The organism is Pleionea litopenaei, from assembly GCF_031198435.1.
Taxonomy (GTDB): domain Bacteria; phylum Pseudomonadota; class Gammaproteobacteria; order Enterobacterales; family Kangiellaceae; genus Pleionea; species Pleionea litopenaei.
The window spans coordinates 3,997,673-4,017,414 of record NZ_CP133548.1 but is presented as its reverse complement, the minus strand read 5'-3'; the positions used below and the strand labels follow the sequence as shown (position 1 = coordinate 4,017,414).

The following is a 19,742-nucleotide window of genomic DNA, read 5'->3' as shown; positions in this document are numbered from 1 at the left end:
AATCTTAGAATACAAATCCAGCAATTAAGCATTAACGCTTACGTTTAAGTTTCAAATCGCGTTTCGCCCGACGGCGACCTTCTTTGGCATGAGCACCAAAGAAGGCAAAATGCCCTCCGCTCCAGTGACTGGCCCTTCGGGTACCGAGTGCCAACAGCCCTCTTTCGGTCACCGTTCACTAGGCTCTTCCTGAGCCGAGCGAACTTGAAGCAACTTCCCTGTTGCTTCATTACCGCGAGGTCTATCGTCACTCGCTGCGTCACAGTCGCTTTACTCAACCTCAACATCGCACGCATTCTTTCGCGACTTTGAGTCAGCCTGTGAATGAACAACTCGACTGCGGACGGCGGCATGGATGCCGGCGTCAATCGGCTCCGCTCAGGACGAGCGTAGACGATGGCGCAACAAGAGATGAGAAGACACAGAGTACCCGCAAGGGCTGAGTCACAGGAGCACAGATTTTTTCCGGGCTTTTGTATCGTCTGACAAAAGGCCGTCGCCAGCAGGCGAAACCTGCAATTGAGGATTAACGCTTTCATTTAAGTTTCAAATCGCGTTTCGCCCGACGGCGACCTTCTTTGGCAGGAGCACCAAAGAAGGCAAAGTGCCCTCCGCTCCAGTGACTAGCCCTTCGGGTACCGAGTGCCAACAGCCCTCTTTCGGTCACCGTTCACTAGGCTCTTCCTGAGCCGAGTGAACTTGAAGCAACGTCCCTGTTGCTTCATCACCGCGAGGCCTATCGTCACTCGCTGCGTCACAGTCGCTTTACTCAACCTCAACTTCGAACCCATTCTTTCGCGACTTTGAGTCAGCCTGTGACTGAACAACTCGACTGCGGACGGCGGCATGGATGCCGGCGTCAATCGGCTCCGCTCAGGACGAGCGTAGACGATGGCGCAACAAGAGTTAAGAAGTCACAGGGTACCCGCAAGGGCTGACTCACAGGAGCACAGATTTTTTTTTCAGTCTATGATTTGATAGAAAAAAGTCCATCGCCTGACAAAAGACTGTCGCCAGCAGGCGAAACCTGCAATTAAGGATTAGCGCTTTCATTTAAGTTTCAAATCGCGTTTCGCCCGACGGCGACTCACTTTTATCTCGAGCGATAAAAGTAAGCAAAAACGCCCTTTCCGCTAGCCGCGGGGGCAGGGTTTCGTATGAGTTTCCGCTTTAAATTAAAACTCAAGCTCTCCATTGACTCGACAATCTTTCCCACTAAAGCGGATCAGTTTTGCAAGGTTTGTTGATACAGCTTTCTGCTAACCGCTCTCGGAAACATTCCAAAAAGAAAAGACTAAACGCAAGGGTTTTCCGCGACTTGATGATGCCCGAATAGCCTTGTGACCGAGGTGATGGCTCGCCAGGGATGGCGGGACAAATAATCTCTGAGCTGGAGCGAATAGATTATGTTCACCCTTTGGGGCTCAAGGGTGTTCGGGGAAGCCGTAGGCCTTCATCTCGGAGCAACAGATTTTTTCCGGACTTTTGTATCGTCTGACAAAAGTCCGTCGCCAGCAGGCGAAACCTGCAATTGAGGATTAGCGCTTACATTTAAGTTTCAAATCGCGTTTCGCCCAACGGCGACTCACTTTTATCTCGAGCGATAAAAGTAAGCAAAAACGCCCTTTCCGCTAGCCGCGGGAGCAGGGTTTCGTATGAGTTTCCGCTTTAAATGAAAGCTCAAGCTCTCAATTGACTCGACAATCTTTCCTACTAAAGTGGATCAGTTCTGCAAGGTTTGTTGATACCGCTTTCTGCTAACCGCTCTCGGGAACATTCCAAAAAGAGAAGACTAAACGCAAGGGTTTTCCGCGACTTTGAGTCAGCCTGTGAATGAACAACTCGACTGCGGACGGCGGCATGGATGCCGGCCTCAATCGTCTCCGCTCAGGACGAGCGTAGACGATGGCGCAACAAGAGATGAGAAGTCACAGGGTACCCGCAAGGGCTGACTCACAGGAGCACAGATTTTTTCTGGGCTTTTGTATCGTCTGACAAAAGGCCGTCGCCAGCAGGCGAAACCTGCAATTGAGGATTAACGCTTTCATTTAAGTTTCAAATCGCGTTTCGCCCGACGGCGACCTTCTTTGGCATGAGCACCAAAGAAGGCAAAATGCCCTCCGCTCCAGTGACTGGCCCTTCGGGTACCGAGTGCCAACAGCCCTCTTTCGGTCACCGTTCACTAGGCTCTTCCTGAGCCGAGCGAACTTGAAGCAACTTCCCTGTTGCTTCATTACCGCGAGGTCTATCGTCACTCGCTGCGTCACAGTCGCTTTACTCAACCTCAACATCGCACGCATTCTTTCGCGACTTTGAGTCAGCCTGTGAATGAACAACTCGACTGCGGACGGCGGCATGGATGCCGGCGTCAATCGGCTCCGCTCAGGACGAGCGTAGACGATGGCGCAACAAGAGATGAGAAGACACAGAGTACCCGCAAGGGCTGAGTCACAGGAGCACAGATTTTTTCCGGGCTTTTGTATCGTCTGACAAAAGGCCGTCGCCAGCAGGCGAAACCTGCAATTGAGGATTAACGCTTTCATTTAAGTTTCAAATCGCGTTTCGCCCGACGGCGACCTTCTTTGGCAGGAGCACCAAAGAAGGCAAAGTGCCCTCCGCTCCAGTGACTGGCCCTTCGGGTACCGAGTGTCAACAGCCCTCTTTCGGTCACCGTTCACTAGGCTCTTCCTGAGCCGAGTGAACTTGAAGCAACGTCCCTGTTGTTTCATGACCGTGAGGCCTATCGTCACTCACTGCGTCACAGTCGCTTCACTCAACCTCAACATCGCACGCATTCTTTCGCGACTTGATGATGCCCGAACAGCCTTGTGATCGAGGTGATGGCTCGCCAGGGATGGCGGGACAAATAATCTCTGAGCAATAGATTTTTTCCGGACTATGACTTGATAGAGAAAAGTTCATCGATTGACAAAAGTCCGTCGCCAGCAGGCGAAACCTGCAATTAAGCATTAACACGTTAGTTTCTATTCACTGATCTATTAAGCAGATGAGAAAAGCTTAATTGAACTGTCCTAAAGTAAACCGATCATTACCCGATAAATCTTTCTCGGTCTGAACTTTAGTAAAGCCTGCTGCTTTAAATAGCTCGACGACACGAGCGCCTTGATAGTAACCATGCTCAACCATTAACCACCCTTGTCGATTCAAAAAGTTAGCTGCATCACGAATGATTTCGTCTAAATCGGCAAACTCATCGTCGCCTGCAGTTAACGCGGTAACCGGCTCAAAAGGAAGGTCGCCTTGAGTCATATGAGGGTCATCATTTGCAACATAGGGTGGGTTGCTAATTATCAAATCAAAAGTTGCATTGCTTGGTACTGCCTGAAACCAACTTCCTTGATAAAAGGTCACTGGTAAACCTAAAGATTGTGCATTCAATTGAGCAACGCTTAATGCTTCTTTACTAAAGTCCGTAGCGCTAACGGAGGCTTGTGGTAAATTACTCGCCAATGCGAGTGCAATAGCGCCAGTGCCGGTGCCTAAATCAATAATATTGACGACTGGACGATCAACCAACAAAGCAATCGCTTTTTCGACCAAACTCTCCGTTTCTGGCCTTGGAATTAAAGTGGCCGGTGTCACTTTTAACGGCAGCGAGAAAAATTCCCATTCACCTAAAATATAGGCCACGGGTTCGCCTTGAATTCGTCGTTTAAATACTTGCTGAATGTCAGCGACTTGTTCACGGGTTAGCTCATCTCGTGCAAACGCTCTCAACCAACTGCGTGGTTTTTTCAAACTATGACACACTAGAATTTCAGCGTCTAACTTGGCGGTATCGGGATCAGGAAATGTTGACACTGCGCTTTTAATTAATTCTTCAGCATTCATACTCATGCCCTAAACAAACCCGTTCCAATAAATAATTAAGTTAACGGCCGCAAACGCTTTTCAGGTAAAAAACGTTAACGGTATACGCTCGTCACTTAATGATCTGCCATAAAAAAAGGGCATCTTACGATGCCCTTCTCTTTCATTGCAACAAGCTTCTATTTGCGACGACGAAGTCCTGCAAAGGCAGCCATCATCAATAACAAGAAGTATGCACTACCGCTGTCACTGTTTGACCAACGGCTTGCGTCAGTTGGGAACAAATCGTCACCATCCGCTACGCCATCGTTATCAGTGTCACGCTTAGCTGGGTTAGTACCCGCTGCGACTTCTGCGCCGTCAGCAATACCGTCACCATCTGAGTCAGTGCTCATTGGATCAGTACCGTAGGTATTCACCTCTTCACCATTGCTCAAGCCATCGCCATCAGAATCTACATCCGGCGCTAGGTACATTAAGTTGTCGATAGAAACACGGTCAACTTTAGAACTCATGAACGCATTTTTGACATACTCTAAACGAATGGTGTGTTCACCTTGCGTCAGTGCAGCCGTTACGGTTTGATCGTTCAATTGACCGGTCAATTCACTGACCACAACTCCGTCAATCAACAAGCGCATTTTGTCGACGTTTTCTTCCGTATCAACATTCGCTTTGAAGCTTAACTCACCAGCCATGAAGACATCGGTGACTTCGATAGAAGCAACTTTGTCATTCGATAGTGGCTCTGAGTACAAGCGGCCATTTTGAATGCTAAAGCTTTCTGGTGTGCTCGAAGTCCACTCTGCTTGCGTGTTACCGTCGTTGAAGCTTTCAACTAAGTAAGCTACTGCCGCAGGCATGCTGCTTGCGTCATTTAAGTCGCTACCATACTTAGACTCAGTACGATTGATGAAACCATCGTTATCTAAATCGTCTTCGCCATCGGTTCCAGCCACTAAAGGATCTAAGCCATTGTCGACTTCGTCTTTATCGCTTACACCGTCACCGTCAGTATCCCACGCAGCAGGATTGGTCATGTGCGTATCAACTTCTTCACTGTCGGTTAAGCCATCGTTGTCTGTATCAGCAACGTTCGGGTTTGAACCAGCTTGGTATTCTTCAAGGTTCGTTAAACCGTCGTTATCAGCATCCAGTGCAGCATCGGCGTTGTCAGCAGGGTTAAGGCCATTGTTGGTTTCCCAAGCATCGTCCATACCATCGGCATCGTCATCACGAACGTAACCAGGATAGTAGAAGTTATCTACCCAGATTTTGTCTTCGCCAGAACTGACGCTTCCATCTTTCGCATAGATGAATGAAATGGTGTGTTGACCCGCAGCGATAGGACCGCTAATGGTTACCCAATCGTACTCGCCTGATAATTCAAATGCTAACGCACCATCAATCGCTAAGTAGAAGTAATCCCATCCAGACTCTGTTGAAATTTTCAGGTCAAATGACATGGTTCCTTCTTCAGAAACGAAAGTGATATCGCTACCGCCCCACTCGTTATGAGTCATATCAGGGCTAGCTAGACTGTACATTCCGCTTGCTGCGTAAGTACTAGAAATCTCTAGCGGATAATCAGCATAAATAGAGATTGGGAAGTCAGCAACGCTTTGATCTTCGAAGTCATACAATGAGTATGCTGGAGGCATGCGAACACTGTTGGCATCGTTCGGATCAGTACCGTCTAAGTACTCACCAACGTTGCTAACACCATCGCTATCGGCATCTTGCATCGCATCGTTATCATTCAAAGGATTGAAGCCATTCGCAACTTCGTAACCATCAGGCATGCCATCTGCATCGGTATCAGCATTGATAACATCAGTTGCGTAAAGGTTGTATTCTTCATCGTCTGAAAGACCATCGTCATCAGAATCGGTGTCTTTTGGATCGAAGCCTTTCAACATTTCAACTTTGTTGATAATGCCATCGCCATCAAAGTCAGCGTTAGCATCGGCAGGATCTTCGAAATCGAAACCGATGATGATTTCAGAAATATCTGACATTGTGTCGTTGTCAGTATCTGTTGAAGAATTTTCACAAACGGCACCAACCGCAGACATAGCTACATAAACTGAAATCCAATCGTACTCAAGATCAGTAGCAGACTCGATCAAACCACACGCACCTTCTGCCATGGTTGAACTTGGAGTCCAGTAGTTTTGGTTTGCATGCACAAAAATATCGAAAGCTTTACGTGGATCCCAACCTTCCATATTCGACAATAAATAGTAACCACGGTTGTAAACACCACTGCTGTAGTGAACATCCATGCCACTGTAGTAATCGTCAAAATGATCAATTGAGCGGCCATCGAGTGAAGGCGTTTCGAAGAAACGTAAGCCATCACCGTTTTTCATGATGTCGCCACCAATAAACCAGTCAACCGACCCTTTCCAGAAGTACTCACCGGCTTCGCCTGCGATATCTGAGAAAGCTTCGTTCATTCCGCCAGACTCGCCAGAGTAGATAAGATCTGAGTTAAAGTCGGTGAAACCATGGCTGATTTCATGAACCGAAACGTTGATATCCACCAATGGGTAGAAGGTGCTTGCACCATCACCAAAGGTCATTGCTTGACCATCCCAAAAAGCATTTTCATAGCCATTGCCATAATGCACTTTCATCGATAACTGGAATGGAAGCGGTGCGGTTTGATACCACTCATCAAACATATCGAAAGCAACATTACCAAAGTAAAATGCATCGTTGATTGGTGAGTATGCACCGTTAATCGCTTTGTAAGTATTTTCTGAACAAGCGAACTCGTACGGAGTGTTGTTAGACGTGTTGGTCGTATTCGCTAAGTCAACGGCACGAACGTTTGCGTTCTCTAAGTAACAGGTTCCACCGTTGCCATCGTCAGTACCGTCAAGTGCTGGGTAATCAGTACCGTATTGGTATTGACCAGTTTTCTCATTTCCACCAGGACCAGTAATGTCAAAGTGTTGAAGCGCATTCCAGTGCTTAATGATGCGGTCAGAATTTGCATCAACAATGAACATACGACGCACAACATGACCTTTCTCATCTTGCGCCATTAATTCTACATGATAAGCCAAAAAAGCTTTATTGAAACGCTCATCAAAGTAAACGACAAGCTCGGTATTTTCACGCTCGTAGTTAGTCCACTTACCAAATTTGCTCTCAACTTTCGACTTCAAGCTAGCGATAACATCCGTCGTTGATAATTTTGGCGTGACGTTACCTTTCAAATCTTTGTCGATGTCAGTAATCACGTGACCTGCGAAGTAATCTTTACCAAGTTTTACTTTACTGTGTTGAGTCACTTGCTGACCAAATACGCGAACGCCTTTATAGCTTTGCTGAATGCGCTTATGTTGGTTGCCTTTGAAGTCAGATTTTTCACTGATTTTAGAGAAGCTGTGATCTTTTGATAATTTAAAATGCTTCTTTAACGATTGCGTTCCCACAGTGCCATTTTTTGCTAGTTGGTCAAGCTCGATGTTAACGTTGCTTAACGCTACTCGCTCAGCAGCGTTGGCGGTCATTCCTACTGCCATCGCTGAAATCACACTGGTCCAAAGTAATGATTTTTTCATACTGATAACCCCTATTAATTTAGAACTTAAATGCGAAACCTAAGTTATAGCTTTGCATTTCTACATCGGTATCATCGATAAGTGTTTCGCCAGATAAGTACACAGAATAATCTTCTGTTATCTTATATGAGACGCCAATCCCATAGCCCAAATCACTTTCCGTTTCCCCAAAATCGCCTGCAGACGAGTTCACGTTAAGATTAACGTAGTTGTAACCAAGCGTCGCAAACACATTGAATGCTTGCTCAGGAAACGCATCAAAACGCACATAAGCACTCGCTAATGAATCGACTGAAAAACGGCTTCTTGGTGATAAACCGTCAATTTCGTCGTCATACAAGCTGATACCAAAACGCCCATTAAGCGAGAAGTTTTCATTTAATGAATGTTGGTAGGTGACAGATATTGCATTTGATTGCGCTTCAATCAAGTTGTCTTCAAACGAAGTCTTATTGATTTCTACCGCGAGGTTAGAGTCTGCAAACAACGGCAGACACGAGAACGCCAACAGCGAGGCGCATACTTTTACTTTCACTTATTTCTCCTTGTTAATATGTAACACACACCCAAGGAAAAAATTACACTAGTGCACTAGCACAATACAATCGAAATGCTGCGGTATTATTTACACAACGGAATGAGTTTTTTATCTAAAGTGCAGAAAGCAAAGCCTTGATCGTAGTATGCAGCCTCATTAACAAAGCTGATGTAGGTCGGTTTATCTCTATATGTTATGACCGATCCATCTTGCATTAGAAAAATTGGATCGCCCGTATTGAGCAATGAAAAATCTCTATACTGAATATCTTTATGAACTATGCCTAAGGGTTCATTATTTTCATTGCGTGGAAACGATATTTTACCCGTGTACTCAAACACGGTAATCGACTCAGGTAGTTCTGGAAGTTGTTGAGCATTATAACGTTCGACAAAATCAAGCAACTGATAAGTGGCTTGCTCTGTCTTTTCGATGGTTTCATGATGCAACAAACCTTGTGCAACCGGCCCAACTTCAACAATCACATTTCGCTCGGCTAAAGCACATAAAAAGTGATGGTCCGGTATCATTTCGGCTTCTGATGTAACCACCACATCGTCACGCTGTGTTGACATGTAGCCCATCATCGAATGATGAAATGCATCGTGTTTGGTTAATACTAAGTTAACGCCCATGTTGGCGGTAGAGGTGTGCAAGTCAATAATTAAATCGTATTGACAAGCCCCCTTGCCACCAAGTTGGTCGACCAACTGATGGGCGCGTTCAATTTCGTGCCCGATGAGTGTTTCATCTTGAAGGACTGCTTGGCTGAAGCACCGGTTTAGATCTTTATCGAGATAACGAACATTGGCAGCTATGGCTTTTGGATTCGCCAACAAAGTATCGACTTGAAAACTTGCTCGTTGTAACGACTTTGGGAATTGACGCCATTTGTTGATTAAGAATACCCCGGTTGACTCATTGCCATGTGTTCCACCGACAATGAGTACTTTCTTAATGACTGGCTCACTCATACTGTCTCCTTGAATTCGAGCTTATTCCCACCATCAGTTCAATTACGATTCCCCTGACATCGCCGCTAGCTGATCCGCTTGATATTCATTGATCAGAGGGTCCACCACTTGTGCCAAATCCCCCTCCATAATTTCATCTAACTTATACAGGGTTAAATTAATTCGATGATCGGTCATTCGGCCTTGTGGGTAATTGTAGGTGCGAATACGTTCACTGCGATCGCCACTACCGACCAAACTTCTACGAGCTTCGGTCTCTTCGGTTTTAGCCGCCTCTTGTTGCGCCGCTAACAATCGAGACTGCAACATCGACATCGCTTTCGCGCGGTTTTTATGCTGTGAACGCTCTTCTTGGCACTCAACCACCACACCGGTTGGCAAGTGAGTAATTCGAATCGCCGAGTCGGTTTTGTTAACGTGCTGTCCACCAGCTCCCGAGGCTCGATAAGTATCGACTCGCAGATCCGATGGATTGATATCAATGGCGTCCATTTCATCGGCTTCCGGTAGAATCGCAACAGTACAAGCCGACGTATGCACTCGCCCCTGTGACTCAGTTTCTGGTACACGTTGCACACGATGAGCGCCAGATTCAAACTTTAATCGTGAATAAACCGCGTCACCCGCGATGCGACAAATAATTTCTTTGTAACCGCCGTGTTCACCTGCATTTTCACTGAGCACTTCTAATTGCCAACGATTGCGTTCGGCATACTTTGAATACATTCGAAACAAGTCGCCAGCAAAAATAGCCGCTTCATCGCCGCCGGTTCCCGCACGAATTTCTAGATAGATATTCTTCTCGTCATTCGGATCTTTCGGCAACAATAATTTTTGCAGCTCTAGCTCTAAGCGCTCTTTGTCGTCTTTGCCTTGCTTAAATTCTTCTTGCGCCATTTCGCGCATATCCGGATCGGAGTCTTTCATCATTTCTTCGGCTGACTCAATGGCCTCAAGAGCACCTTGATACTCTTTAAATGTCTTAACAACATCCTCTAGCTGGGCGTATTCTTTTGATAAGTCACGAAACTTATTCTGATCGCCAATAACATCGGGATCCCCCAACAAAGCCGCTATTTCTTCGTGGCGCTCTACCAAGGTTTCTAATTTTGTACGTATCGACGCTTTCATATTTATTCCAATTAAGACGATTTATCTAAGTCATCCAGCCCAAGTACTTCTCTGACTGCGATGGCTTCTTTTGAATGTTCTTGATCTCTTAGGTTGCGCAGGTATTGAGTCGGTGAGTGCATCACTTTATTCGCAAATCTATGAGCATACTGTTGCAACACTTTTTCAGCGGACTCTCCTGACTCCAGTAAAGCCAACGCCTTGTTTAACTCTTGCTGTTTAATATCTTCAATGGTATGCCGATACTCTTTAACTAAGTCGACACTGGCCAAAGAATTTACCCAATCAATATAATGCTCGCTTTGATTGGCGACGATATCTTCCGCTTCTTCGGCCGCTTGCGAGCGAGCCTTTAAATTTTCATCAATAACATCTTTTAGGTCATCAACGCTATACAAGTAAACATCACGCAACTGGCCAACTTCAGGCTCTATGTCTCTCGGCACCGCCAAATCAACCATAAACATGGGTCGATGACGGCGCTTCTTAATACTCTCTTCGATCAAGCCTTTTCCAACGATGGGTAGCGGACTTGCCGTGGATGATATGACGATGTCTGCCGCCGGCATTTGCTCGGCCAATTGCGTCAAGGTAATCGCCTTACCCCCAAATTGCCGAGTTAAACTTTCACCACGCTCAAGCGTACGATTGGCAACAATAATGTTACTCACGCCTTGATTGTGTAAATGTCGCGCGGCTAATTCAATGGTTTCGCCAGCACCGATGTATAATGCTGTCATACTGCTCAAGTCTGAGAAAATCTTTTTCGCTAGCGACACCGCCGCGTAAGCCACAGACACCGCGCTGCTGCCAATCTCGGTATCGGTTCGAACCTTTTTAGCGACAGTAAAGGTGTGCTGGAATAATCGGTCAAGCAATTGCCCTAGCGTCCCAGCGTCACGTGCAAACTGAAAGGCGTCTTTCATTTGCCCCAATATTTGCGGCTCGCCCAAAACCATTGAGTCTAAACCACAGGCCACTCGCATTACATGCTGCACAGCTTGCTCGCCTTGATGAACATACAGGCACTGTTGTAGAGCATCGGGCTCAAGCGTGTGGTGTTCAATCAACCAATTGGTTAACCGCTGATGAGCGTCGTCATCTCCGCGAAAATAAACTTCCATGCGATTGCAGGTGGACAAGACGGCGACTTCTTCAAGTTGCACTTCTTGTTTCAAGACTTTCAATGCTTCGAGCAGCGATGCAGGATCAAAAGCGACCCGCTCTCGAATGTCGACCGGAGCTGTTTTGTGATTAATGCCTAACGCTGTAACTGCCAAAGAAAACGCCCTCACCTAACCCAAGCAAGTAAGGCGTGAAGAGTGAAGCTCTGCTGATTGAAAACTAAACGGCGTTTGGCCCATGCTGTTGCTCGGTTGAGTCGTTCTAAAAATTGCGCCTAGTATAGCATTGCGCCCGGCATTGGGTAACCACCAAATATCGTTCATATTAATCGATTACAACGAATGCCAGCCCCAAAACCACGCCCGCGTTCGGAACCATCTTGCTCTCTGCCGGTCCTAAAGCTCACGAATAATCGCGTATCTATGGTGCAATCTCTTGGTTGCATTGGAATTTTACCGCAAAAGCCCCATAATGCGTTGATTCAAGATGTAAAACTAACGCAATGCGAGACTAACTTTTGGCTTTTAAACAGATTCTTATCGCCGCCTCGATGGCCGCTCTACTCAGTGCCTGCCAAAGCAACCGCAGCACCACTCAACTGCTAACATCGGCGCAGTCGCAACCGACCGTTACCGCAGAACAGCTCAGCAGCCGCGAGCGCAGTGAACTCTATCAAGCAATTTTAGCCGCCGAACTGGCCGCTGGTGAAGGTGATGTAAAAACCGCGTTAACGCAATATTTATTTGCCCTTTCGATTCTTCCGCAAAAAGAAATTGCGGTCGAAGCCATCGTATTAGCGCAAAAATCCAATGACAGCGTCGCCTTAGTTCAAGCGGCCAAAACCTGGTTAAAAGTTGAACCAACCAATCGTCAGGCACGAGAAGCCTATATTCTCGGAAACTTAATGCTGTTCGACCAAATGCAAACCTTACAAGAGCCAGCCTTGACCGATGCGCTCGTCGCGACCAAAGAATTGATTGAACTCTATCAAGATGAAAAAGAGAGCTACCATGCTCTTGCGGCACTCAACAATTTATATTTGAACAGCTCGACTCTGGTGCTGTGGCAGCAGCTTCTGCGGGAGTACCCAGACAATCCGTTACCTTGGACACTGCTTGGCGATGCCTATTTAAAAGCATCTCGAATCAGTCAAGATCAAAGCTTTCCGACCAAAGCTGAGCAAGCCATTAATGTCGCCCTCCAGCGCAATCCTAAATTTGCCCCTGCCATTGACTTAAAAGTCGAGTTTTTACGTGAAGACAACCAAGCCGAAAAGGTCACGCCGTTTTTACAGTCATTGCTCCTCGATGACCTTTCGAATACTGCTGCTCATCAAGCTTTAGCAGAATGGTTTTATCAAAACCGAGAATACACTAAGGCACTTCGAGCAACGGAATATTGGCAGAAGCATGCCGACAATGACTCCGTCGATATTTTATACCTTCAAGCTGCCAGTCATTATGGACTTCGCGATTTTAAAACCGCCCATGAAGACTTCGTCAAATTATTGAATACCGATTATCGGCCAGACTTAGTTCGTTATTATTGTGGCGATACCGCAGAAAGAATTGAAAAATTCAACCAAGCAAAAGCATGCTACTTAAATGTTGGTGAGAGTAAATATTGGTACTCGTCACAACAACGCCTAGCGCAACTCATGCTAAACGACGACGAGCAAGAGCAACTGCTCAAGCGCTTGACCACTTATGCCTTTGACGGAAACGCCGAGCAAATCGAACAGAGTGTTGTGCTCAAGGCACAGGTTCTGCAAGAGCTAAACCGAGAGCTCGAAGCGGTGGAATGGGTCGCGCGTTTTATTAATCATGAGCGCATCACGGTTGAAGTACCCATTCAGCATTTTAAAATTATCTATAAGATGAATCCTGAAAACGATTGGTCAGCTTACGCTGAAATGATCGGTGAACGATTGAATCCTGAATTAGTCGACGCTTGGTATTTACAACTCGCCAACGAGTTAAGTGATCGCGACCAATCGCAACTTGCGGTTGCTTTACTAACCACGCAGATCGAGCGCAGTGCCGATAATTTAGATTTGCGCTACAGTCGGGCTTTAATGCGTGAACGAACCAATCAGCCGAAAATTATGCTTAAAGAGTTGAATGCGCTATACCAAGATGATCAAGATAATCCGCACATACAAAATGCATTAGGCTACACCTTAGCGGATCAAAATCAGCAATTAGATTTGGCGCTCGACCTCATTCAGAAAGCGCGTGAGCAATTACCGAATAGTGGTGCCGTGTTAGATAGCTTAGGCTGGGTTTACTATCGCTTAGGAAAACTACAGCAAGCAGAAAGCGCGTTAAAAGTTGCTTTAACCATCGAGAGTTCTGCAGAAGTGTTCGCACATTATTTAGAAGTGCTGATTGAAAACAGCAAACGCGATGAAGCCGAATCCATGCTTCTCAAAGCTTGGGATGAACTGAAAGACAATCGCTATATTTTACGTTTAGTGGACAAGTACAAAATCTTGGTACCCCAACCATGAGCGAGCCTGTATCTTACTTCACGCATTTCGCGTTGACTCGAGTCGTGCGCCGTTTGTGTTGGATGATTGGTGTGAGTCTCATACTGACGGGATGTAGCTTGTTTCAATCGAACAACTCGGTTCCACAAGATTTAACCGTCGAACAACGAGCGGCCTACTTAAAACGCACCGATCATTGGCGTATGGTCGGCCGTATTGGCATTATCACACCAAAAGAATCCAACACGGCGAACATTGAATGGCACCGAAAAGGCAGCGAATCTGAATTAAGAATTTACGGCTTCGTGGGAAATACCTACGCGCTGCTCACGACCACTCCCACCCAATCAAAAATTTCATTATCAGACGATGAAGTCTACTACGGCACCGATCCTGAGCAATTACTATGGCAAACGACCGGTTGGCAAATTCCCGTCAATGCATTAACTCAATGGATCCTCGGGCTACCAGACAATGCGCCGAGTGTTAGCTTTGATAATTCCGGGTTGGTGAATCAACTGGCTTTCGATGACTGGCTGATGAACTTTCAAAAATATGAGTCTTTTTCTGGGCTAACCATGCCGAAAAAGATCAAAATTACCCACCCAGACATTACCTTGAAGTTTTCTGTTCGAACTTGGGAGATGAATCCCGATGACTGAACAGACTTGGCCCGCACCGGCTAAGCTTAATTTAATGCTGCATATTACCGGACGAACCGACGACGGCTACCACCAATTGCAAACCGTCTTTCAAATACTCGACTTCGGCGATCAGTTAACTTTTACCCCCATCCCTCAGGGCATCAAGTTGACCTGCAATAATCCCGAGCTAGAAACCGATGACAACCTCATTCTTAAAGCGGTTGAGCAACTGCGACCTTATGCTGAAAAAGCCGCAGCGTTAAACGGACAGGCATCGAATGTAACCGGCTGGCATATCCATTTAGATAAACGCCTTCCTATGGGTGGCGGTGTTGGCGGCGGTAGCTCTGATTGTGCCACCACATTAATTGCGCTGAACCAGTTATGGGAATGCGGTTTAACGACAGAGCAACTGGCGACCATCGGCGTGAGCCTCGGCGCTGATGTTCCGGTGTTTATTCATGGCAAAACCGGTTGGGCAGAAGGCATCGGTGAGCAAATTTCGCCCTATGAACTCCCCGAATTATGGTACTTAGTGGTGCATCCTGACTGTTTTGTATCCACTGCGAAAATTTTTTCAGATAAAGCGTTGACACGGGACTGCGAAATCAGCAAAATACGCGACTTTCTCGCACAGGGTGGTCCCAAGCGCGGTTTGAACGTTATGCAACCCGTTGTTTTGGAACACTATCCCAAAGTGAAAGAGGCGTTGGACTGGCTGATCCAGTTTTGTCCAGATGCAAGAATGACTGGAAGTGGAAGTTGTTTGTTTGCACCCTTTGACAATGAGCGAGAAGCGCGTAAAATAGCGCTCCGATGTAAGTGGCCCCACTTTGTGGCACGAGGCATAAACACCTCACCGCTTATATCTTGAAGTCCCGAATAACTTAGGTTATTCACCCAATACAGGGGTATCGCCAAGCGGTAAGGCAACGGGTTTTGATCCCGTCATTCGTTGGTTCGAATCCAGCTACCCCTGCCATCTTCTTCTTTCTATTTTATTCTCAATCTTACTGTTTCTCGGCCATTACTGTTTACCGGTCATTACTATTTCTCGGCATTTACTATCTGTTCTCGGCGCTTAAGCTTTAATCCATTGAATCGGTTTCAATCATCGATTTCTGACGGTTTGCTCGGCTCAGCAAAGTTAACCTTGTTACTCTTAATACAAGATTGGTATTGGTTGTACGCGCTGATTCGGCGCTTATGTATTGTTTCGCCCGATGAAATCCTTGCTAGAATCGAGCTCCCCAAAAGCGCCAAAATCCCTTAACTCCCTGACGATGATTCAGAAACGGCATCTAAATGTCGCTGATCAGACAAATTACTAACACAAAAATAAAGGATTTCTGTTCCTCCGGTTTTCAAAGTTGCGATTTCGAGCTAAAATTCGCCCTTAACTCGTCCTTCTCACAAATGACTGAACAATTGGGTACCCTTCCATGTCCGACATGATGCTTTTTCGTGGTAACGCCACACCAGAACTCGCCGAAAAAATTGCCAAGAACTTAGACATCGAATTAGGAGAAGCCACTGTTGGCCGATTCAGCGATGGCGAAGTTAATGTCGAAATCTTGGAAAATGTTCGCGGTAAAGACGTGTTCATCATTCAATCGACTTGCCAACCAACCAACGACAGCCTAATGGAAGTCGTGGTCATGGCCGACGCATTACGTCGCGCTTCAGCTGGCCGAATCACTGCGGTTGTCCCCTATTTCGGTTACGCTCGACAAGATCGTCGTGTACGCTCTGCGCGTGTACCCATTTCTGCCAAAGTGGTTGCCGATATGATGGCCATCGTCGGCATCAATCGTGTTTTGACCGTCGATTTGCACGCCGATCAGATCCAAGGATTTTTTGATATCCCAGTTGATAACGTTTATGCGACACCCGTTTTACTTGAGCATATCTTGCGTCAACACACTGAAAATATGATGGTTGTATCACCAGACGTTGGTGGTGTGGTTCGAGCGCGTGCGGTTGCTAAGCGCTTAAACGATTCAGACTTAGCGATTATCGATAAACGTCGGCCGAAAGCCAACCAGTCAGAAGTCATGCATATCATTGGTGACGTTGCAGGTCGTGACTGTATCATTGTCGATGATATGGTCGACACAGCTGGTACCCTTTGTCTGGCTGCCGGAGCTCTGAAGCAACACGGAGCCAAATCGGTGGTGGCTTACTGTACTCATCCTGTGTTGTCTGGCAAAGCCATTGACAACATCAATGCCTCAGCACTTGATAAGCTGGTTGTGACTGACACGATTCCACTAAGTGAAGAAGCATTAGCCTGCGATCGCATTGACCAATTAACCATGTCAAACCTTTTGGCCGAAGCGATTCGTCGAGTGAACGAAGAAGAGTCGCTATCAACCATGTTTTTAGAATAAGACTCTTTAAGTAAGAGCTCTTAGAGAAACCTTGAAAAGGAGCCTTTTGGCTCCTTTTTTATTGAAGTTGATGGCCATGAATACGCGAACAGCCTCAATAGCCGTCAATCTCGCGGCTAAAAGCCAATAAAGCGGTTTACCTGCTACCCCCAAAACTGTATAATTTGCCGCCCTTTAATGAGGGTCCATCCGACTTTTGGTCGCGGAAGTCGGCGTTTATAGAACTATCACTTGGAGAAATACCATGGATTTATTTGTATTGAATGCAGAGCTGCGTTCAGACATGGGGAAAGGTGCGAGCCGCCGCCTACGTCGTGAAGCAGACAAAGTACCAGCCATCATCTACGGCGGCGAGCAAGAGCCACAACCTTTGGTTCTTGAGCACAACGAAGTTTTACAACACGTTGAGCACGAAGCTTTCTACTCGCACATCTTGACGTTAGTCATCGATGGCAAAAAGCAAAAAGCGATTTTGAAAGACATGCAACGTCACCCGTTCAAGCCTAAAGTTACGCACATGGATTTCCAACGCGTTTCTGACAAAGCCATTATCCACATGCAAGTGCCTGTTCACTTCATCAACGAAGAATCTTGTGTTGGTGTTAAAGCTGGCGGCATGATCCAACATCAAATGAACACCATCGAAGTTGTTTGTGCAGCTAAAGATCTTCCTGAGTTCATCGAAGTTGATGTTGCAGCACTAGACGTAAATGACGTTATTCACTTATCAGACATCAAATTAGCAAAAGGCGTTCAAATCGCTGACTTGCTTCAAGGCGACGATCACGATCACGCGGTAGTTACCGTTACTCGTCGTGGCGCTGCAGATGCAGCCGATGAGTCTGAAGAAGAAGGCGGCGAAGAATAATTCGCTGCGGCACTTAGGTTAATAAAGTGTCAACGATCAAACTCATTGTGGGCTTGGCTAATCCAGGCCCACAATATCAAGATACTCGCCACAATGCTGGCGCCTGGTTTGTCGAGCAGCTCGCTCGAAGCTTCAACATACCTCTAAACGACGATACTAAGCACTTCGGCTTACTCGGTCGTGGGCTGATCAATCAACACGACGTCAGATTACTTATTCCTACTACGTTTATGAATTTAAGCGGTAAATCTGTCGCGTCTGTTGCTAACTTTTTTAAAATTGATGTCGACGAAATTTTAGTTGCGCACGATGAGCTCGATATTAAACCCGGTGAAATTCGTCTTAAGAAAGGCGGCGGACATGGTGGTCACAATGGCCTGAGAGACATTATCAGTCAGATGGCTAATCAACGAGATTTCTATCGCTTACGCGTGGGTATTGGTCATCCGGGAGATAAAAGCAAAGTCACCGGATTCGTATTAGGAAAACCATCCAATACCGAGCGTGAGCGAATTGATGATGCGGTTTATGAAGCCGTTCGAAGCATCGACGATATCATCAGCGGTCGCTTTGACAAAGCGATGCAATACTTGCACAGTTTAAAAATCGGTCAGTCGAACTGATCATTGACTAAATAGCTTCTGCCCATTTAAGAAGCGAGACATAAGGTAACTTATCATGGGTTTTAATTGCGGAATTGTTGGCTTACCAAACGTCGGTAAATCGACGCTGTTTAATGCGCTGACCGATGCTGGTATCGACGCACAAAATTATCCTTTCTGCACCATCGATCCAAACACAGGGGTCGTTGGAGTACCGGATCCGCGTTTAGATAAATTAGCAGACATTGTGAAGCCGCAGAAAATTCTGCCAACCACAATGGAATTCGTTGATATCGCAGGACTTGTTGCCGGCGCTTCAAAAGGTGAAGGCTTAGGTAACAAATTCTTGGCGAACATTCGAGAAACTGACGCCATTGCGCACGTGGTTCGTTGCTTTGAAAACGACGACATCGTTCACGTCGCTGGCAAAATCGATCCCATTGCCGATATTGAAGTTATCAATACCGAGCTCGCCCTCGCTGATTTAGAAAGCGTTGAAAAGGCGATGCTCCGCGCGCAGAAGCTGGCTAAAGGCGGCGACAAAGATGCCAAAGCACGCCTTGTGGTTCTTGAAAAAATTAAACCGGTTGTCGATGAAGGCAAAGCCGTTCGCTCGATTGAGTTTGACGACGACGAATGGAAAATCGTTCGCCAATTGCACTTAATCACTTCAAAGCCAACCATGTACATTGCCAACGTTAATGAAGATGGCTTTGAAAACAATCCTCAATTAGATAAGGTCCGCGAATTTGCAGCCGCTGAGAACGCAGAAGTTGTTCCAGTTTGTGCGGCAATGGAATCAGAAATTGCGAGCCTTGAAGACGAAGAGAAAGTCGAGTTCTTACAAGAAATGGGACTCGAAGAACCTGGCCTAAATCGTGTGATTCGAGCAGGTTATGCCCTCTTAAATCTGCATACTTACTTCACTGCTGGCGTTAAAGAAGTACGCGCATGGACTGTTCGCGTAGGCGCGACCGCTCCCAATGCAGCCGGCGTGATTCACACTGACTTTGAAAAAGGTTTCATTCGAGCAGAAGTTATCGCTTATAACGACTACGTTGAATTAGGCGGCGAGCAAGGCGCTAAAGATGCCGGTAAATGGCGTCTAGAAGGAAAAGACTACATCGTTAAAGATGGCGATGTCATTCACTTCCGCTTTAATGTGTAAGCTTGCAGGTTCAAAATAGTCCCATAAAAAAATAGTTCCATAAAAAAAGCGCTTCATGCGCTTTTTTTTATGTCGGCGAATAACTTATCGGTTATATTGATAATCTATCAAGTCAATCTAGAACTAAAATCCATCAATATTCAAGAGCCCAGAATCTATGGACAGTCACGGTACCGATCATAACTTTACGCCTTCACGCCGACTCAACTTTATTATTGCGGTCTGTGCCATTGGCATCTCACTGGCTTCTTTTATTGCCACTTACTTTCAAGCACAATCAGAAGCGGCGCAAGCGAAAGCAATGATCTACCCACTGATTCAATTTACTTCGAGCAACTACGATTCAGAACGTAATCAGCAGCAGCTTAAGTTGGTGGTAAAAAACTAAGGTGTTGGGCCAGCATTAGT

General features: G+C 46.2%; 14 protein-coding genes and 1 tRNA gene. 9 read left to right on the top strand and 6 right to left on the bottom strand.

Annotated elements, in window-relative coordinates; all coding sequences use genetic code 11:
* Positions 1-3,018 precede the first annotated feature (3,018 nt).
* From prmC to hemA, 6 genes are all read right to left on the bottom strand, one after another.
* Entirely contained in the window at positions 3,019-3,852 is an 834-nt protein-coding gene (prmC, locus tag Q9312_RS17870; RefSeq protein WP_309202217.1) for a peptide chain release factor N(5)-glutamine methyltransferase, read from the bottom strand.
* Between the two features lie 158 nt (positions 3,853-4,010).
* A complete protein-coding gene (locus Q9312_RS17865) occupies positions 4,011-7,406 on the bottom strand; it encodes a M4 family metallopeptidase (protein ID WP_309202216.1) in 3,396 nt (1,131 codons plus the stop codon).
* 19 nt (positions 7,407-7,425) lie between these two features.
* Positions 7,426-7,941, bottom strand: a complete 516-nt coding sequence (locus tag Q9312_RS17860) for an outer membrane beta-barrel protein (RefSeq protein WP_309202215.1) — start codon at positions 7,939-7,941, stop codon at positions 7,426-7,428.
* An 86-nt stretch (positions 7,942-8,027) separates the two neighbouring features.
* Complete coding sequence (locus Q9312_RS17855) at positions 8,028-8,918, bottom strand: aspartoacylase (protein ID WP_309202214.1); 891 nt, start codon at positions 8,916-8,918, stop codon at positions 8,028-8,030.
* A 42-nt stretch (positions 8,919-8,960) separates the two neighbouring features.
* Positions 8,961-10,049: a peptide chain release factor 1 gene (gene prfA / locus Q9312_RS17850; protein WP_309202213.1), complete on the bottom strand. Its 1,089-nt coding sequence runs from the start codon at positions 10,047-10,049 to the stop codon at positions 8,961-8,963.
* A gap of 11 nt (positions 10,050-10,060) precedes the next feature.
* Positions 10,061-11,329 carry a glutamyl-tRNA reductase gene (gene hemA / locus Q9312_RS17845; RefSeq protein ID WP_309202212.1) on the bottom strand — a complete coding sequence of 423 codons (1,269 nt, stop codon included), beginning with the start codon at positions 11,327-11,329 and terminating at the stop codon, positions 10,061-10,063.
* Positions 11,330-11,691: 362 nt separating this feature from the next.
* Here hemA and Q9312_RS17840 point away from each other — a divergent pair, with 362 nt between their 5' ends.
* The 9 genes from Q9312_RS17840 (at position 11,692) to Q9312_RS17800 (ending at position 19,722) form a co-directional block, all read left to right on the top strand.
* On the top strand, positions 11,692-13,683 hold the full coding sequence (locus tag Q9312_RS17840; protein WP_309202211.1) for a tetratricopeptide repeat protein: 1,992 nt from the start codon (positions 11,692-11,694) through the stop codon (positions 13,681-13,683).
* Positions 13,680-14,324 carry a lipoprotein insertase outer membrane protein LolB gene (lolB, locus tag Q9312_RS17835; protein WP_309202210.1) on the top strand — a complete coding sequence of 215 codons (645 nt, stop codon included), beginning with the start codon at positions 13,680-13,682 and terminating at the stop codon, positions 14,322-14,324. The genes Q9312_RS17840 and lolB overlap by 4 nt, the downstream gene beginning before the upstream one ends.
* Positions 14,317-15,180 (top strand): 4-(cytidine 5'-diphospho)-2-C-methyl-D-erythritol kinase, encoded by an 864-nt coding sequence (gene ispE / locus Q9312_RS17830; protein ID WP_309202209.1) that lies wholly within the window; start codon positions 14,317-14,319, stop codon positions 15,178-15,180. Before lolB ends, ispE begins: the two co-directional genes overlap by 8 nt.
* 33 nt (positions 15,181-15,213) lie before the next feature.
* A tRNA-Gln gene (locus Q9312_RS17825) sits at positions 15,214-15,288 on the top strand.
* A 460-nt stretch (positions 15,289-15,748) separates the two neighbouring features.
* Complete coding sequence (locus Q9312_RS17820) at positions 15,749-16,696, top strand: ribose-phosphate pyrophosphokinase (protein WP_309202208.1); 948 nt, start codon at positions 15,749-15,751, stop codon at positions 16,694-16,696.
* Between the two features lie 244 nt (positions 16,697-16,940).
* Positions 16,941-17,564 carry a 50S ribosomal protein L25/general stress protein Ctc gene (locus Q9312_RS17815; RefSeq protein WP_309202207.1) on the top strand — a complete coding sequence of 208 codons (624 nt, stop codon included), beginning with the start codon at positions 16,941-16,943 and terminating at the stop codon, positions 17,562-17,564.
* Positions 17,565-17,590: 26 nt separating this feature from the next.
* Positions 17,591-18,187 (top strand): aminoacyl-tRNA hydrolase, encoded by a 597-nt coding sequence (pth, locus tag Q9312_RS17810; RefSeq protein WP_309202206.1) that lies wholly within the window; start codon positions 17,591-17,593, stop codon positions 18,185-18,187.
* A 55-nt stretch (positions 18,188-18,242) separates the two neighbouring features.
* Positions 18,243-19,334: a redox-regulated ATPase YchF gene (ychF, locus tag Q9312_RS17805; RefSeq protein ID WP_309202205.1), complete on the top strand. Its 1,092-nt coding sequence runs from the start codon at positions 18,243-18,245 to the stop codon at positions 19,332-19,334.
* Positions 19,335-19,491: 157 nt separating this feature from the next.
* On the top strand, positions 19,492-19,722 hold the full coding sequence (locus Q9312_RS17800) for a hypothetical protein (RefSeq protein ID WP_309202204.1): 231 nt from the start codon (positions 19,492-19,494) through the stop codon (positions 19,720-19,722).
* Positions 19,723-19,742 lie beyond the last annotated feature (20 nt).

What these genes read in the sequence shown, in the direction of transcription:
- Q9312_RS17800 (WP_309202204.1), top strand. Translation starts at nt 19,492, where the DNA reads ATGGACAGTCACGGTACCGATCATAACTTTACGCCTTCACGCCGACTC.
- Q9312_RS17820 (WP_309202208.1), top strand. Translation starts at nt 15,749, where the DNA reads ATGTCCGACATGATGCTTTTTCGTGGTAACGCCACACCAGAACTCGCC.
- Q9312_RS17855 (WP_309202214.1), bottom strand. Translation starts at nt 8,918, where the DNA reads ATGAGTGAGCCAGTCATTAAGAAAGTACTCATTGTCGGTGGAACACAT.
- lolB (WP_309202210.1), top strand. Translation starts at nt 13,680, where the DNA reads ATGAGCGAGCCTGTATCTTACTTCACGCATTTCGCGTTGACTCGAGTC.
- Q9312_RS17815 (WP_309202207.1), top strand. Translation starts at nt 16,941, where the DNA reads ATGGATTTATTTGTATTGAATGCAGAGCTGCGTTCAGACATGGGGAAA.
- Q9312_RS17865 (WP_309202216.1), bottom strand. Translation starts at nt 7,406, where the DNA reads ATGAAAAAATCATTACTTTGGACCAGTGTGATTTCAGCGATGGCAGTA.
- prmC (WP_309202217.1), bottom strand. Translation starts at nt 3,852, where the DNA reads ATGAATGCTGAAGAATTAATTAAAAGCGCAGTGTCAACATTTCCTGAT.
- ychF (WP_309202205.1), top strand. Translation starts at nt 18,243, where the DNA reads ATGGGTTTTAATTGCGGAATTGTTGGCTTACCAAACGTCGGTAAATCG.
- ispE (WP_309202209.1), top strand. Translation starts at nt 14,317, where the DNA reads ATGACTGAACAGACTTGGCCCGCACCGGCTAAGCTTAATTTAATGCTG.
- prfA (WP_309202213.1), bottom strand. Translation starts at nt 10,049, where the DNA reads ATGAAAGCGTCGATACGTACAAAATTAGAAACCTTGGTAGAGCGCCAC.